11 protein-coding genes are annotated in these 14,230 nt (G+C 71.3%); 7 read left to right on the top strand and 4 right to left on the bottom strand.

Annotation, left to right across the window (positions count from 1 at the left end):
* Positions 1–156 precede the first annotated feature (156 nt).
* The 7 genes from AB0K12_RS44660 (at position 157) to AB0K12_RS44630 (ending at position 8,027) form a co-directional block, all read left to right on the top strand.
* Positions 157–1,590 carry a gamma-aminobutyraldehyde dehydrogenase gene (locus AB0K12_RS44660; RefSeq protein WP_364574749.1) on the top strand — a complete coding sequence of 478 codons (1,434 nt, stop codon included), beginning with the start codon at positions 157–159 and terminating at the stop codon, positions 1,588–1,590.
* Positions 1,591–1,608: 18 nt separating this feature from the next.
* Positions 1,609–2,688 (top strand): ABC transporter ATP-binding protein, encoded by a 1,080-nt coding sequence (locus AB0K12_RS44655; RefSeq protein WP_364574747.1) that lies wholly within the window; start codon positions 1,609–1,611, stop codon positions 2,686–2,688.
* Positions 2,689–2,718: 30 nt separating this feature from the next.
* Positions 2,719–3,912 carry a spermidine/putrescine ABC transporter substrate-binding protein gene (locus AB0K12_RS44650; RefSeq protein ID WP_364574745.1) on the top strand — a complete coding sequence of 398 codons (1,194 nt, stop codon included), beginning with the start codon at positions 2,719–2,721 and terminating at the stop codon, positions 3,910–3,912.
* A 2-nt stretch (positions 3,913–3,914) separates the two neighbouring features.
* Positions 3,915–4,766 carry an ABC transporter permease gene (locus tag AB0K12_RS44645; RefSeq protein WP_364574743.1) on the top strand — a complete coding sequence of 284 codons (852 nt, stop codon included), beginning with the start codon at positions 3,915–3,917 and terminating at the stop codon, positions 4,764–4,766.
* Entirely contained in the window at positions 4,763–5,548 is a 786-nt protein-coding gene (locus AB0K12_RS44640; protein ID WP_364574741.1) for an ABC transporter permease, read from the top strand. The genes AB0K12_RS44645 and AB0K12_RS44640 overlap by 4 nt, the downstream gene beginning before the upstream one ends.
* A gap of 49 nt (positions 5,549–5,597) precedes the next feature.
* Positions 5,598–6,992 carry an FAD-dependent oxidoreductase gene (locus AB0K12_RS44635; protein WP_364574739.1) on the top strand — a complete coding sequence of 465 codons (1,395 nt, stop codon included), beginning with the start codon at positions 5,598–5,600 and terminating at the stop codon, positions 6,990–6,992.
* A gap of 120 nt (positions 6,993–7,112) precedes the next feature.
* Positions 7,113–8,027: a serine hydrolase gene (locus AB0K12_RS44630; RefSeq protein ID WP_364574737.1), complete on the top strand. Its 915-nt coding sequence runs from the start codon at positions 7,113–7,115 to the stop codon at positions 8,025–8,027.
* A gap of 9 nt (positions 8,028–8,036) precedes the next feature.
* On the opposite strand, the gene AB0K12_RS44625 is transcribed toward AB0K12_RS44630, so the two are convergent.
* The 4 genes from AB0K12_RS44625 to AB0K12_RS44610 are packed head-to-tail and all read right to left on the bottom strand — an operon-like array spanning position 8,037 to position 14,181.
* Positions 8,037–9,593 (bottom strand): MFS transporter, encoded by a 1,557-nt coding sequence (locus AB0K12_RS44625; protein WP_364574735.1) that lies wholly within the window; start codon positions 9,591–9,593, stop codon positions 8,037–8,039.
* A 60-nt stretch (positions 9,594–9,653) separates the two neighbouring features.
* On the bottom strand, positions 9,654–12,596 hold the full coding sequence (locus tag AB0K12_RS44620) for a BTAD domain-containing putative transcriptional regulator (protein ID WP_364574733.1): 2,943 nt from the start codon (positions 12,594–12,596) through the stop codon (positions 9,654–9,656).
* Positions 12,597–12,604: 8 nt separating this feature from the next.
* Positions 12,605–13,345 (bottom strand): isocitrate lyase/phosphoenolpyruvate mutase family protein, encoded by a 741-nt coding sequence (locus tag AB0K12_RS44615; RefSeq protein ID WP_364574731.1) that lies wholly within the window; start codon positions 13,343–13,345, stop codon positions 12,605–12,607.
* A complete protein-coding gene (locus AB0K12_RS44610) occupies positions 13,342–14,181 on the bottom strand; it encodes a cytochrome P450 (RefSeq protein ID WP_364574729.1) in 840 nt (279 codons plus the stop codon). Before AB0K12_RS44610 ends, AB0K12_RS44615 begins: the two co-directional genes overlap by 4 nt.
* Between the last annotated feature and the right edge of the window lie 49 nt (positions 14,182–14,230).

Here is a 14,230-nt window from a genome sequence, read left to right as displayed (position 1 = left end):
CCGCTGGGTTGCCGTCCTGGTGCGACATGTTGTCAGTTCCTGGCGGTCTGTCAAGCGAATTCGTAGCAATTTGATATCTTCACCACGAAATCCCTTGTCCAGCTGCACCTGCTCTGTCAGAGTCGCGGCATCTCAGCCACCTGTCCAGGAGGGCGAATGACAACCCGTCTGCAGAACTTCATCAACGGTGAGTTCGTGGACGCCAAGAGCGGCCGGTTCTCCGACATCATCGACCCCTGCACGGGTGAGGCGTACGTCCAGGCGCCCGTCTCCGGGCAGGAGGACGTCGACGCCGCTTACGCCGCCGCGGCCGCCGCCTTCGAGTCGTGGGGCCGTACCACCCCGGGCGAGCGGGCCGGGCTGCTGCTGAAGGTCGCCGACGCGATCGAGGCGCGGGCCGACGAGATCAACGAGGCCGAGTGCCGCAACACCGGCAAGCCGCCGGCGCGCATGGCCGAGGACGAGACGCCGATCGCCGCCGACCACTTCCGGTTCTTCGCCGGGGCCGCCCGCACGCTCGAGGGCCCGACGGCCGGCGAGTTCCTGGCCGAGCACACCAGCGTCGTCAGGCACGAGCCGATCGGCGTCGTCGGCCAGGTGACGCCGTGGAACTACCCGATGATGATGGCGGTCTGGAAGATCGCCCCCGCGCTCGCGGCGGGCAACACGATCGTGCTGAAGCCGTCCGACACCACCCCGGTCTCCACGCTCAAGCTGGCCGAGATCCTCGGCTCCGTGCTGCCGCCCGGCGTCTTCAACGTCGTCACCGGCGACAGGGAGACCGGCGCGCTGGTCGTCGGCCACCCGACCGCGGCGATGGTGGCCATCACCGGCTCGGTCGGCGCGGGCATGTCGGTCGCCAAGAGCGCCGCCGACGACCTCAAGCGGGTGCACCTGGAGCTCGGCGGCAAGGCGCCGGTCGTGGTGTTCGAGGACGTCAAGGACCTCGGCAAGGCCGCCGCCGACATCGCGATGGCCGGCCTCTACAACGCGGGCCAGGACTGCACGGCGGCCTGCCGGGTGCTCGTGCAGGAGAGCGTGCACGACGAGTTCGTGGCCGCGCTCACCGAGGCCGCGGCCGCCACGGTCACCGGCGACCTCGGCGTCGAGGACGCGCTCTACGGCCCGCTCAACAACGAGAACCAGCTCGCCAGGGTGCAGGGCTTCATCGACCGGGTCCCGGCGCACGCCAAGGTGCTCACCGGCGGTCACCGCGTGGGCGAGCGCGGCTACTTCTTCGCCCCGACCGTCGTGGACGGGCTCAAGCAGGACGACGAGATGGTGCAGAACGAGGTCTTCGGCCCCGTGATCACCGTCCAGACCTTCACCGACGAGGCCGACGCCCTGGCCAAGGCCAACGACGTCCGCTACGGGCTGAGCAGCTCGGTGTGGACCTCCGACCACGGCCGCGCCATGCGCATGTCGAACCGGCTCGACTTCGGCGTGGTGTGGGTCAACACGCACATCCCGTTCGTGTCGGAGATGCCGCACGGCGGCTTCAAGCACTCGGGGTACGGCAAGGACCTGTCGGTGTTCGGCCTGCACGACTACACCAGGGTCAAGCACGTCATGCACTACATCGGCGAATAGCAAGGAAAAATCCTGGATATGACCGGGCTGAGTGCGATTGAGCTTGAAGACGTCGTCAAGGAGTATCTCTCGCATGGCGAGGTCGTCCAGGCGGTCAAAGGCGTGACGCTGGACATCGCCGAGGGGGAGTTCTTCTCCCTCCTCGGCCCGTCCGGCTGCGGCAAGACCACGACCATGCGGATGATCGCGGGCTTCGAGGCGCCCACCAAGGGCCTGGTGAAGCTGCACGGCCAGGACGTCACGAACGTCCCGCCGAACAAGCGCGACGTCAACATGGTCTTCCAGTCCTACGCGCTCTTCCCGCACATGAGCGTCTGGGACAACGTGGCGTTCGGGCTCAGGCAGCGCAGGACGCCGCAGGAGGAGACCAGGCGGCGGGTCGGCGAGACGCTGGAGATCGTCGATCTGACCGGCCGGGAGAAGCGCATGCCGCGCGAGCTGTCCGGCGGCCAGCAGCAACGGGTGGCGCTGGCCAGGGCGCTGGTCAACCGGCCCAGGGCGCTGCTGCTCGACGAGCCGCTCGGCGCGCTCGACCTCAAGCTGCGCCAGGCCATGCAGATCGAGCTCAAGCGCATCCAGCGCGAGGTCGGCATCACGTTCGTGTACGTCACCCACGACCAGAGCGAGGCGCTCACCATGAGCGACCGCATCGCCGTCATGAACGACGGGCTGGTCGAGCAGCTCGCCGGTCCGCGCGAGATCTACGAGCGGCCCGCGACGCCGTTCGTGGCCGGCTTCATCGGCACCTCCAACCTGCTCGCCGGCACCGCGAGGGACGGCGAGCTGAAGGTCGGCGACGGCCGGGTGCTGGTGCCGGGGCACGACGGCGAGGTGACGGTGACCGTACGGCCGGAGAAGATCACCATCGGCACCGACGAGCCCGCGCGCGAGCGCAGCGCCGTCCGCGGCACCGTGGCCGAGGTGGTCTACCTCGGCACCTACAACAGTTACGCGGTGCGGCTCGGTGAGGGTGCCGGGGAGACCGTCATCACCGTGTTCCAGCAGAATGCCCACGACGCGACGGCGACGGCGGAGCGAGGCGACTCCGTGTGGCTGTCCTGGCAGGCGCAGCACTCGTACGTGATTGGAAGTCGATAGCACCCCATGAACCCCCTCCTCATGCGTGGAATGACGCAGCCCCGCACCCGCCGTGACGTCTTCAGGCTGGCCGGTCTCTCCGCGGCCGGGCTGGCCCTGGCCGCCTGCGGCGTGCAGGGACAGAAGCAGGCGCCGCCGAAGGCGGACGCGGTGGCCGATTTCTGGGCCAAGCAGACCAAGCACGGCAAGGTCGTCTTCGCGAACTGGCCGGAGTACATGCCCGAGGACAAGGCTCCGCTGGAGCGGTTCTCGAAGGACACCGGCATCGCGTACGAGTACAAAGAGGTCATCCAGGAGAACGCCGACTTCTTCGGCAAGGCCGACCCGGTGCTGCGCGCCGGGCAGTCACTGGGCTACGACATCGTCGTCATGACCAACGGCATCCAGCTCCAGCACATGATCGAGCTGGGCTACGCGATCCCGCTCGACCACTCCAAGCTGCCCAACTTCCAGGCCAACGCCGGGCAGAAGTACAAGGAGCGGTCCTACGACCCGGGCAACAAGTACACGGTGCCGTACACGTCCGGGGTGACCGGCATCGCGTACAACACCGAGTACGTCAAAGAGGACATCACCAGCATCGAGGCGTTGTTCGACCCCAAGTACAAGGGCCGGGTCGGCATGATGAACGACGCCCAGGAGATCGGCAACTTCGGGATGATCGCGCTGGGCATCGACCCGGAGAAGTCGACCGAGGCGGACTGGCGCAAGGCGGGGGAGAAGCTCAAGGCCCAGCGCGACGCCGGAATCGTGCGGAAATATTATGATCAGTCGTATATCGACGCCGTATCCAAGGGCGACGTCTGGGTGACCATGGCCTGGTCGGGCGACGTCTTCCAGCGCCAGCTCGCCGGCGAGCCCGTCAAGTTCGTGGTGCCCGCCGAGGGCGGCACGATCTGGACCGACAACATGCTCATCCCCAAGGGCGCCGCCAACCCGGTCGACGCGCTCATGCTGATGGACTACCTCTACCAGCCGGCCGTGGCCGCCGAGCTGGACGAGTACATCCAGTTCGTCACCCCGGTCCCGGCCGTGCAGGACCTGCTGAGGGAGAAGGCGAAGACGGCCAAGGGCGAGGACAAGAAGGCCCTGGAGGACATGATCGACAGCCCGCTCATGTTCCCCTCCGAGGCCGACTACGCCAAGCTGCGCACGTACACCACGCTCACCACCCAGCAGGAGCAGGTGTTCAACCCGATCTTCCAGTCGATCACCCAGGCCTGACCATGCGGCGGCTCACCCCCTACCTGCTGGCGCTGCCGAGCTGGCTGTGGCTGGCGATCTTCCTGGTCGTCCCCATGGTGGCGATGGCGTCGGTGTCGCTGCAGACCGGCAACGCCATCGACGGCTTCGCGATGACGTTCAGCTTCTCCAACTACGGCGAAGCGCTCGGCCGCTACAGCACCCAGCTCGGCCGCTCGCTCTGGTACGGCGCCCTGGCCACCGTCGCCATGCTGGTCATCGGCTACCCGGTGGCCTACTGGATCGCGTTCAAGGCCGGCAACCGCAAGTCCGTCTACCTGTTCCTGCTCCTGCTGCCGTTCTTCGTCTCGTTCGTGCTGCGCACGATCTCGTGGAACTTCCTGCTGTCGGACAACGGCATCCTGTTCGGCACGCTGAAGGACTGGGGGCTGCTGCCCGGCGACTTCCACGTGCTGGCCACCACGTTCGCGGTGGTCGGCGGGCTGACGTACAACTTCCTGCCGTTCATGATCCTGCCGATCTACGTGGCGCTCGAACGCGTGGACCCGCGCGTGGTCGAGGCCGCCCAGGACCTGTACGCCAGCCGCGCCGCCGCCTTCCGCCGGGTGGTGCTGCCGCTGTCGCTGCCCGGGGTGTTCGCCGGGGTGCTGATGACGTTCGTGCCCGCCACGGCCGACCCCATCAACGCGGCCATACTCGGCGGCACCTCCAACACGATGATCGGCAACATCATCCAGACCGAGTACCTGACGAACCTCGACTACCCGACCGCCTCCGCGCTGTCGTTCACGCTGATGGCCGTGCTGCTGGTCGGCATCTTCGTCTACGCGCGGGCGCTCGGCACCGAGAACGTGCTCGAGGCGGCCGCGCGATGAGGGGCACCAGAGCCGGCGACCGGCTGCTGCACCTCTACACCTGGCTGATCATCATCTGGCTGTCGTCGCCGATCGCCGTGATGATCCTGTTCGGCTTCAACGACAAGCGCAGCAAGTCCAACACCAGCTGGCAGGGCTTCACGCTGCGCTGGTACGCCGAGCTGTTCGACATCTCCGACCTGACCGTGGCGCTGCGCAACTCGCTGGTGATCGCCGTGGTCAGCACCGTCATCACGGTCGTCATCGGCACCATGCTGGGCCTCGCGCTCGGCCGGCACCGCTTCCGCGCCAAGGGCGTGACGAACTTCCTCGTCTTCGCCGCCATCTCCACGCCCGAGCTGGTGATGGGCGCCTCGCTGTTGTCGCTGTTCGTCTCGGGCAACGTGCCGCGCGACTCCCTCACGATCATCGTCTCGCACGTGCTGTTCTCGCTGTCGTTCGTGGTGGTGACGGTACGGGCGCGGGTCGTCACGCTCGACCCGGCCCTGGAGGAGGCGGCCAGGGACCTGGGCGCGACCGCCTGGGGGACGTTCCGCCAGGTCACCCTGCCGTCGATCATGCCGGGCGTGCTGGCGGGCGCGATGCTGTCGTTCGCCCTGTCGATCGACGACTACGTGGTCACCAGCTTCGTCAACGGCTCCACCGTCACCTTCCCGCTGTGGATCGTCGGCGCGGTCAAGACCGGTATCCCGCCGCAGGTCAACGTCATGGGTACGCTGATCTTCTGCATCGGGGTGCTGATCGCGATCGCCAACGCGGTCGCGGCCCGGCGGCGCACCTGAGTTCGATCCCGTGATCACATCATGAAGAACATGTAGGGAAGTGGGATGTGTGGATCCGCTGAAGGCGCTTGCTGACGCGGAGCGCAAGCCGTACTGGCTGGACAGCCCGGCCAGACCCGAGCCGCAGGCGCGGCTCTTCGGACACACCACCGCCGACCTGGTCGTCGTCGGCGGCGGCTTCTCGGGCCTGTGGACGGCCCTGATGGCCAAGGAACGCGACCCCTCGCTCGACGTCGTCCTGCTCGAAGGCCGCAGGATCGGCTGGGCGGCCACCGGCCGCAACGGCGGGTTCTGCATGGCGACGCTCACCCACGGTTTGGCCAACGGCCTGGAGCGGTGGCCGGAGGAGATCGACAAGCTCGAACGCCTCGGCGTGGCCAACCTCGACGAGATCGAGGTCACGCTCAAGCGCTACGGCATCGACTGCTCCTTCGAGCGCACCGGCGAGCTGCACGTCGCCACCGAGCCCTGGCAGGTCGACGCGCTCGGCGAGCATCTCGACCTGATCTCCGACCTCGGGCTCGACTACGTGCCGCTCGACCAGGACCAGGTGCGCGCCGAGGTCTGCTCGCCCACCTACCTGGGCGGGCTGTGGGAGCGCAGCGGCTGCGCCATGCTGGACCCGGCGCGGCTGGCGTGGGGTCTGCGCGAGGCCTGCCTGCGGCTCGGCGTCCGCGTCCACGAGCGCACGCCCGTACGCGCGATGGACGACGACGGCACGACGATCACCCTGCGCACGCCGCACGGCGCGGTCGCCGCCCGCCAGGTGGCGCTCGGCACCGGCGTGTTCCCGCCGCTGCTGCGCCGCCTCAAGCACTTCGTCGTGCCGGTGTACGACTACGTGCTGATGACCGAGCCGCTGACCGCCGGCCAGCTCGCCTCGCTGGGCTGGCGCAACCGGCAGGGCGTGGGCGACTCCGGCAACCAGTTCCACTACTACCGGCTGACCGACGACAACCGCATCCTGTGGGGCGGCTACGACGCCGTCTACTACAACGGCGGCCTGGTCAAGCCCGAGTACGAGCAGCGCGACGAGACGTTCGTCAAGCTCGCGGGCCACTTCTACGACACGTTCCCGCAGCTCGCCGAGGTGCGCTTCACCCACCGCTGGGGCGGCGTGATTGACACCTGCAGCCGCTTCAGCGCCTTCTACGGCCAGGCGCACGGCGGCCGGCTGGTCTACGCGGCCGGCTACACCGGCATGGGCGTCGGCGCCACCCGTTTCGGCGCGAACGTCATGCTCGACCTGCTGTCCGGCAAGCCGACCGAGCGGACCGAGCTGCGCATGGTCCAGGAGAAGCCGATCCCGTTCCCGCCCGAGCCGGTGCGTTCCGGCGTCATCCAGTTCACCCGCTGGTCGATCGCGCAGGCCGACCAGCACCAGGGCAGACGCAACCTGTGGTTGCGCGCGCTCGACCGGATGGGGCTGGGCTTCGACTCCTAGCGCCGCTCCTGGCAACGGCGTGCTGAAGGTATGGCCAGGAAACCCCTGGTGTGAGGGATAGGCCACGAGTGCCGGGCATGTTCCCGTACGACCCCCGTCGAGCTTGCGGGGGTTGGTGGCGTGCGTGCGAGATGGGTGGCCGGGCTGAGCCTGGTGCTCGTGGCCGGATGCGGGAGCGAGCCCGCGCCCGTGGTGCCCGCTTCGGTGGGGCGGGTCGTCCGGCCGCCGGTCAAGGCGGCGCGCTGTCTGCTGTCGTTCCCCAACCCGCGCGGCGCGGCCCTGGCGCGCGCCCGGCTGCAGCGTGACATCGCCCGCTACCTGGCAGGCCGTCCCGGCCGCATCGTCTACGGCGCGCTCGACCTGGTCACCGGCGTCCGGCTGGGCCAGGGCGAGCACCAGAACGACATGATCACCGCCAGCGGCGCGAAGGTGGACATCCTCGTCGCGCTGCTGCACCGGCGCGACGCAGGGCTCGGCGAGGGCGAGCGCGACCTGGCGGAACGCATGATCAAGGAGAGCGACAACGGCGCCGCCGACGCGCTGTGGTCGCGCGTGGCCGGCTCCATGAGCGGCCTCTACCGCGAGCTCGGACTGCGGGAGACCACGCCGGGGCCCAGCCGGTTCTGGGGCGGCACCAAGACCAGCCCCGCCGACCGCATCCGGCTGATGCGGGTGCTGGCCAAGGGCGGTCGCGGGCTGACGAGGGCCGACCGGCGCACGGTGCTGGAGCTGATGGAGCAGGTGCAGCAGGACCAGGCGTGGGGCGTCAGCGCGGCGGCCAGGCCAGGCGACCGGGTGGCGCTCAAGAACGGCTGGACGCCCCGGCCGTTCATCCAGAACACGTGGGCCGTGACCAGTTACGGGCGGGTGGCGGGGCCCGGGCGCGACCTGCTGCTGTCGGTGCAGACCGACCGGCAGCCGGGGGAGGGGACGGGCATCCAGACCATCGAGGGCGTCGCCCGGATGATCGGGGGCCGGCTCGACGGCCTGTCGCCCACGACCGTCCGGCCGTGCCCCACCAACCCCATCCCCTGACGCCACCGGTCAGGAGTGCGCCGCCGTCAGGACCTCCTCCGGAATCACCTTCGGCACGCCGCGCAGGCCCACCAGCGCCAGCAGCGCCACCAGGGCCAGCAGGCCCGCCGTGACGTACGACGCCAGGTGCACGCCGTCGAGGAAGGCCGCCTGCGCGGCGCGTACGAGGTCGGCCGCCTGACCCGCCGGCAGGCCCTGCGCCACGGCGATCGCGCTCGCCAGCGACTCCCGCGCCGCCCCGCCCGCCGCCTCGCCCGTCACCCCGCCCGTCACTCCACCCGTCAAACTGGCGGGCAGCTCCAGGTTGCTCCGGTAGGCGCTGGTCAGCACCGTGCCCAGCACCGCGATGCCGAGCGCGCCGCCCAGCTCGAACGCCGTCTCCGACACCGCAGCCGCGGCCCCCGCACGCTGCCGTGGCGCCGTCGCCAGCACGTTGTCGTTGTTGACGGTGAAAGCGAACCCGACGCCGACCCCGCCCACGATCAGCGCGGGGAGCAGCGTGAGGTAGTTCAGCTCGGTGCCGAGCGTCGTGTAGTAGAGGAACGAGCCCGCGTTCATCGCCAGGCCGAGCGCGACCACGCCGTTCCTGCCCAGCAGCGGGATCAGCCGGGCGGCCAGCACGCCGCCGACCGCGCCGCTCAGCCCGCCGGGCAATTGCGCCAGGCCCGCCATCAGCGGCGACCAGCCCAGCACGAGCTGCAGGTACCAGGCGAACATCAGCATCATCGCCGACATCGCGAAGATCGCCAGCAGGTTCGTCAGGATCGACGCGCTGAACGCCCTGCGGGCGAAGAGCCGTACGTCGATCAGCGGCTCGGCCAGCCGCCGCTGCCGCCACCAGAACCACCCGAGCAGGACGATCCCGCCCGCCCCCGCCACCAGCACGTCAGCGTGGTCGACGCCCTTGTTCGCGGCCTCCTTGAGCGCGTAGACGGCGCCCACGATGCCCGCGAACGACAGGCCCACGCTCAGCAGGTCCAGCCGGCCCGCGTGCGGGTTGCGCGACTCGGGCAGCACCAGCCAGCCGCCCACCAGCACCACCGCCATGACCGGCACGTTGATCAGGAACACCGAGCCCCACCAGAAGTGGTCCAGCAGCAGGCCGCCCACCACCGGGCCGATCGCGAAGCCCGCCGCGCTCATGCCGCTCCAGATGCCGATCGCGGCCGTGCGCTCGCCCGGTTCGGTGAACACGTTCCTGATGATGGACAGTGTGGACGGCATGATGGTCGCGCCCGCCACGCCCAGCAGCGCCCGCGCCGCGATCAGCAGCTCGGGGGTGGGAGCGTACGCGGTCACCACGGAGGCGGCGCCGAACGCGGCCGCGCCGATCAGCAGCAGCCGCTTACGGCCGACGCGGTCGCCCAGGTTGCCCATGGTGACCAGCAGGCCCGCCAGGGCGAAGCCGTAGATGTCGCCGATCCACAGCACCTGCGTCGAGCCGGCGCCGAGGTCGGCGGCCAGGCTGGGCAGGGCCAGGTGCAGGACCGTCAGGTCGAGGGAGAGCAGCAGCGTGGCCAGGCAGGCGATGGCCAGGCAGGCCCACGGATTCTTCACGCTTGTCATGCCGCCCACTCTCGGCGTGCGCCCTGACCACCCGCCTACCGCCCGCTGACCGCCACCGGATCAGCGGGAGGTCTCCCCGTCGCAGGCCCGGCCGCCGCTGGCCCAGCCGTCGTCGGCTTCCCCGCCGCCTGTCGGCTCGCCGGCCGCGTCGAGGCGGGTGAGGGCCGTTTCGATGCGTTCCCAGGTGTCCTCGGTGCTGTACCAGCTGCGGGGGCATGCCTCGCGGGCGCGTACCAGCAGGTCGCGGGCCGTGCCGAGGTCTCCGTCCGCGGTGGCCGCCTCGCCGAGGCCGAGCAGCGCCCACGCCCTGATCTCCATCGAGCCCTTCATCCGCGCCAGCTCCGCCGCCTCCCGGTAGTCGGCCCGCGCGCCTTCGAGGTCGCCCAGGTGCGCGAGCGCGTCGCCGCGCCGGCACAGCGCCTCCCCGATCTCCGTGTACGCCCGCAGCTCCCGCGCCACCTCCAGCGCCTCGTCGGCCAGCGCCAGCGCACCCCGGTGGTCGGCCTGCGACTGCCGCAGGTTCCCGAGCCCCGACAGCACCAGCACGATGCCCCACCGCTCCCCGATCCGCCGGAACGCGGCCAGGCTGCGCTCGAACTCGGCCAGCGCCTCGTCCGTGCGGCCGAGGACCTGCAGCAGGAACGCCCGGCCGGTGTAGGCCAGCGACTGCTGCCAGGGCGGGAGGCGGTCCCCGTAGTGGCGGAGCAGGTCGTACGTCACCTCGAAGTCCGACGGCGGACCGGTGAACATCGACAGCAGCATCATCAGGAACTCCACCCGCTTCGGCAGCGACTCGATCGGCAGCAGCGTGCGCACCTCGCTCAGCCGAGAGCCCAGCTCCTCGTCCGATCTGCCACTCCAGGCCGAGACGAGCACGCACATCGCGAACTCCTCGTCCATGCCGGGCAGGCGGCGCTCGCCCAGCGCGGACAGCAGCCCGTCGGCCAGGTGGGAGCTGGCCGAGCGGTGGCCGCGCATCCACCAGTAGCAGGCGCTGTGGGCCAGCAGCCGCAGCCCCAGCTCCAGATGCCCCGCCTCGGTGGCCCAGCGCACGGCCGCGTCTAGGTCGTCGCTCTCCTCGTCCACCCTGGCCAGCCAGACGAGCTGCTCGGACGTGCGCAGCAGCGGGTCGGTCGCGAGCATGAAGTCCAGGTAGTGGCGGGCGTGGGCGTGGCGGATCTCCTCGGCCTCGCCCGACTCCTCCAGCCGTTCGAGGCAGAACGCCCTGATGGTGGCGAGCATCCTGAAGCGGCCGTCCACGTACTCGACCAGCGACTTCTCCGCCAGCGAGAACAGCACGTCCTCCGGCAGCCCGCACACCCGCTCGGCCGCCTCCGGCCGAGCGCCGCCCGCGAACACGCTCAGCCGCCTGGCCATCCGCCGCTCGTCCTCGGTCAGCAGATCCCAGCTCCAGGCGACCACCGCGCGCAACGTCTGATGGCGGGGCAGCGCCGTACGGCTGCCGCGGGTCAGCAGCCGGAACCGGTCGTCGAGCCGGGCCGCGACCTCGGCCACCGGGAGGGTGCGCAGCCGGGCAGCGGCCAGCTCGATCGCCAGCGGCAGGCCGTCGAGGGCGCGGCAGATCCCTGTGACGTGGGCCCGGTTGCCCTCGTCCACCGCGAACCCGGGACGGACCGCCGCCGCCCGGTCGGCGAACAGCCTGACCGCCGGGTAGTCAAGCGGGTCGTCCGCCTCGGGCGGCGGCAGCCGCAGCGGCGTCACCGGCAGGACCGACTCGCCCGTGATGCCCAGCGCCTCGCGGCTGGTCGCCAGCACGCGCAGGCGGGGGCAGGCGGCCAGCAGGTGGTCGGTCAGCTCGGCCGTCTCCGTCACCAGGTGCTCGCAGTTGTCCAGGATCAGCAGCAGCTCCCGGTCGGCCAGGGCGGCCACCAGCCTGTCCACGGGATCGACGCGGGAGCGCTCGTGGCCGTGCAGCAGGGCGTCGCGGATGTCGAGCGCCGCCAGCACCGCCTGGGGCACGCCGCCGGAGACGGGCGCGAGCGGTACGAAGCACACCTCGCCCGGCTCCCTGGCCGCCGCCTCCATCGCCAGCCGCGTCTTCCCCGCCCCACCGGCCCCGATGAGGGAGACCAGCCGCCCGTCCCGCAGGCTCGCCCCCACCCGATCGAGCTCTTCAGCCCTGCCGACGAAACTGGTCAGCTGACTCCGCAACCCCACCCGCACCGGTCCGGCGGGGTCGGTGCGGGGATTGGCCGGGGGAGCCGAGACGGCAGGGGTGGTGTAAGGGCTCGGGGTCAAGGGAGCAGGAGGTGTGAGGGAGGGGTCGGCGCGGAGGACGGCCAGGTGGGCGGCGGTCAGGTCGGGGCCGGGGTCGATGCCCAGCTCCTCGTCGAGGAGTTTCCTGGCCTCCTCGTAGACGGTCAGGGCCTCGGCCTGACGGCCGCTGCCGTACAGGGCGCGCATGAGCTGGGCGCGCAGCCGTTCGCGCAGCGGGTGGGCGCCGGTGAGGCGGGTCAGCTCGGCCACCAGCTCGCGGTGCCGTCCGAGCGCGAGGTCGGCCTCGGCGCGGTCCTCGGTGGCGGTCAGGCGCAGCTCCTCCAGGGCGGCAGCGGCGGCCTCGGCGTGCGGGGCGTCGGCGAGCGGCGCGCCGTGCCACAGGTCGAGCCCGTCGCGCAGCAGCGCCGCGGCCCGCTCGGGGTCGCCGCCGGCCAGCGCCTGCCGCCCGTCGCGGATGAGCAGCTCGAAGCGGCGGGCGTCGACGTCCTCGGGGTCGGCGACCAGCCGGTAGCCGGCCGGGTGGAACTCGACGCGGTCACGGCCCAGCGCCCGCCGCAGCCGGGAGACCTGGGACTGCAGCGCGTTGGCCACGCCTTCGGGAGGACGGGCGCCGTACATGCCGTCCACCAGGTGCCCTGCGGTGACGATGCGGCCCGCGTCGAGGGCGAGCAGGGTCAGCAGGGCGCGTACGCGGGGCCCGCCCAGCTCCACCGGCTTGCCGTCCGCCCGCCACGCGGCGGTGGGTCCGAGGATCTGGAAGCGCATACCTCCGATTATCCCGGCAGCCGGGCCACCATTTCCTGGTACGTCGGGATCGGCGGCGCCGGCTCCCCCCGTACGCCGAGCGCGGTCGCCACGGCCGCCCCCAGCGCGGCCCGGTAGAGCAGCGACCCGGTGCTCACCCTGGCCACGCCGGCCTCGGCCAGCCGCGCGAGGGAAGGACCACCCGGCTGGTAGAGGACGTTGACCGGCAGCGGCGTGGCCGCCACCACCTCGGCGATCGCGCCCGGGTCGCTCAGTCCCGGCACGAAGATCCCGTCGGCGTGCCCGTACGCGCGGACCCGTTCAAGGGTGTCGCCGGTCCCCAGCCAGCACGTGTCCGTACGGGCGTTGACGAACACCCCGTGGCCCTTGGCGGCCTCGATGACGCGCTGGTGCAGCTCGATCGGGCGCAGGGTGCCGTCGGGCCTGCCGTCCTCCAGGTTGACGCCCGCGACGCCGAGCGCGGCGAGGCAGGACACCAGGTCGGCCACCTCGGAGGGGTCGTCGCTGAACCCGCCCTCGATGTCCACGGTCACCAGGACCCCGAGTCCGCTGATCGTCTCAGCCAGCTCGATCGTCTCGGCCTTGGTGGCGCCGGCCGCGTCCGGTCTGCCGTGAACGGCGGAGACGCCCAGGCTCGTCGTCCCGATCGCGGGGAAACCGTGGGCGGCCAGGAGCGCGGCCGAGCCGTAGTCCCAGGCGTTGGGCAGCAGGAGGGGGTCGCCGGGCCGGTGCAGGTCATGGAAGTTCACGGGACCAGCCCTTCCAGGACACCGGCGGCCAGCGCGAGCGCATGGGCAGGCCCAGGACAGGGCCGCACGCCGTAGCCGAAGGTCAGGTGCGAGGAGCCCCCGCCGTGCGGCGAGTCCTCGGGGTGCGGGCAGTCCCCGGAGTGCGGCGAATCCTCGGGGTGCGGGGAGTGCCGGTGGTGACGGTCGAAGCGGTGGGGGTCGAAGCGGTCGGGGTCGGGGAACACCGACGGGTCGCGGTTGGCGGAGACCAGGTCGATCGTCACCTCGTCGCCGGTCAGCGTGTCCACCCGGCGGGTCACCGTCAGCGGCGGATCGTGCCTGAGCGTCTCGTGCAGCAGCGCGTCCACGGCCTGGCCGGGCGCGCGGTGGCGCAGGGCGTGCTCGATGAGGGTCTCGGTGGCGGCGTGGGCCTGGAGGAGCAGGGTGATCGCCGGGATGCCGGCGGTGGCGAGCAGCTTCGCGACGGCGGCGTCGGCGATCGAGCCGTCCGGGTCGCCCGGGCCCGACAGGTAGCCGGCCGCGGCGTCGGCTATGGGGGAGGTGTCCTCGACGCCGAGCGCGGCCCCGAGCACCGCCGTGGGCACCCCGCGCCAGTCGCCGCCGCGCCTCCGGGTCTGGTCACGGGCATCGGCGCGCAACCCGGCCGGGTCGATGCCGTCGAGCAGCGCGAGCAGGTCGCGGCGGCGCTCGGCGTGCGTCGCACCGGTGCTGAACCGCGACACCCGGGCACGCAGCCAGGCCATCGTCCCCTCGGGGGCGTCCTGGGCGGCGGGCGGCGGCACGTACCGTGGGTCGGCGAGAACCGCCGCGGCGTCGGCATGGCGTGTGATGAGCATGGGCCCACGCTAGGGCGGCGTTCCTTCGGCCCCCGTCGAAGTGTGGCCG

Source organism: Nonomuraea sp. NPDC049419 (assembly GCF_040676995.1).
Classification (GTDB): Bacteria; Actinomycetota; Actinomycetes; order Streptosporangiales; family Streptosporangiaceae; genus Nonomuraea; species Nonomuraea salmonea.
This window is presented reverse-complemented; position numbering and strand designations above follow the sequence as displayed.

Excerpts from the sequence above, each read along its gene's own strand:
- AB0K12_RS44625 (WP_364574735.1), bottom strand. The coding sequence starts at position 9,593 with ATGACAAGCGTGAAGAATCCGTGGGCCTGCCTGGCCATCGCCTGCCTG.
- AB0K12_RS44620 (WP_364574733.1), bottom strand. The coding sequence starts at position 12,596 with ATGCGCTTCCAGATCCTCGGACCCACCGCCGCGTGGCGGGCGGACGGC.
- AB0K12_RS44640 (WP_364574741.1), top strand. The coding sequence starts at position 4,763 with ATGAGGGGCACCAGAGCCGGCGACCGGCTGCTGCACCTCTACACCTGG.
- AB0K12_RS44655 (WP_364574747.1), top strand. The coding sequence starts at position 1,609 with ATGACCGGGCTGAGTGCGATTGAGCTTGAAGACGTCGTCAAGGAGTAT.
- AB0K12_RS44645 (WP_364574743.1), top strand. The coding sequence starts at position 3,915 with ATGCGGCGGCTCACCCCCTACCTGCTGGCGCTGCCGAGCTGGCTGTGG.
- AB0K12_RS44650 (WP_364574745.1), top strand. The coding sequence starts at position 2,719 with ATGACGCAGCCCCGCACCCGCCGTGACGTCTTCAGGCTGGCCGGTCTC.
- AB0K12_RS44660 (WP_364574749.1), top strand. The coding sequence starts at position 157 with ATGACAACCCGTCTGCAGAACTTCATCAACGGTGAGTTCGTGGACGCC.
- AB0K12_RS44610 (WP_364574729.1), bottom strand. The coding sequence starts at position 14,181 with ATGCTCATCACACGCCATGCCGACGCCGCGGCGGTTCTCGCCGACCCA.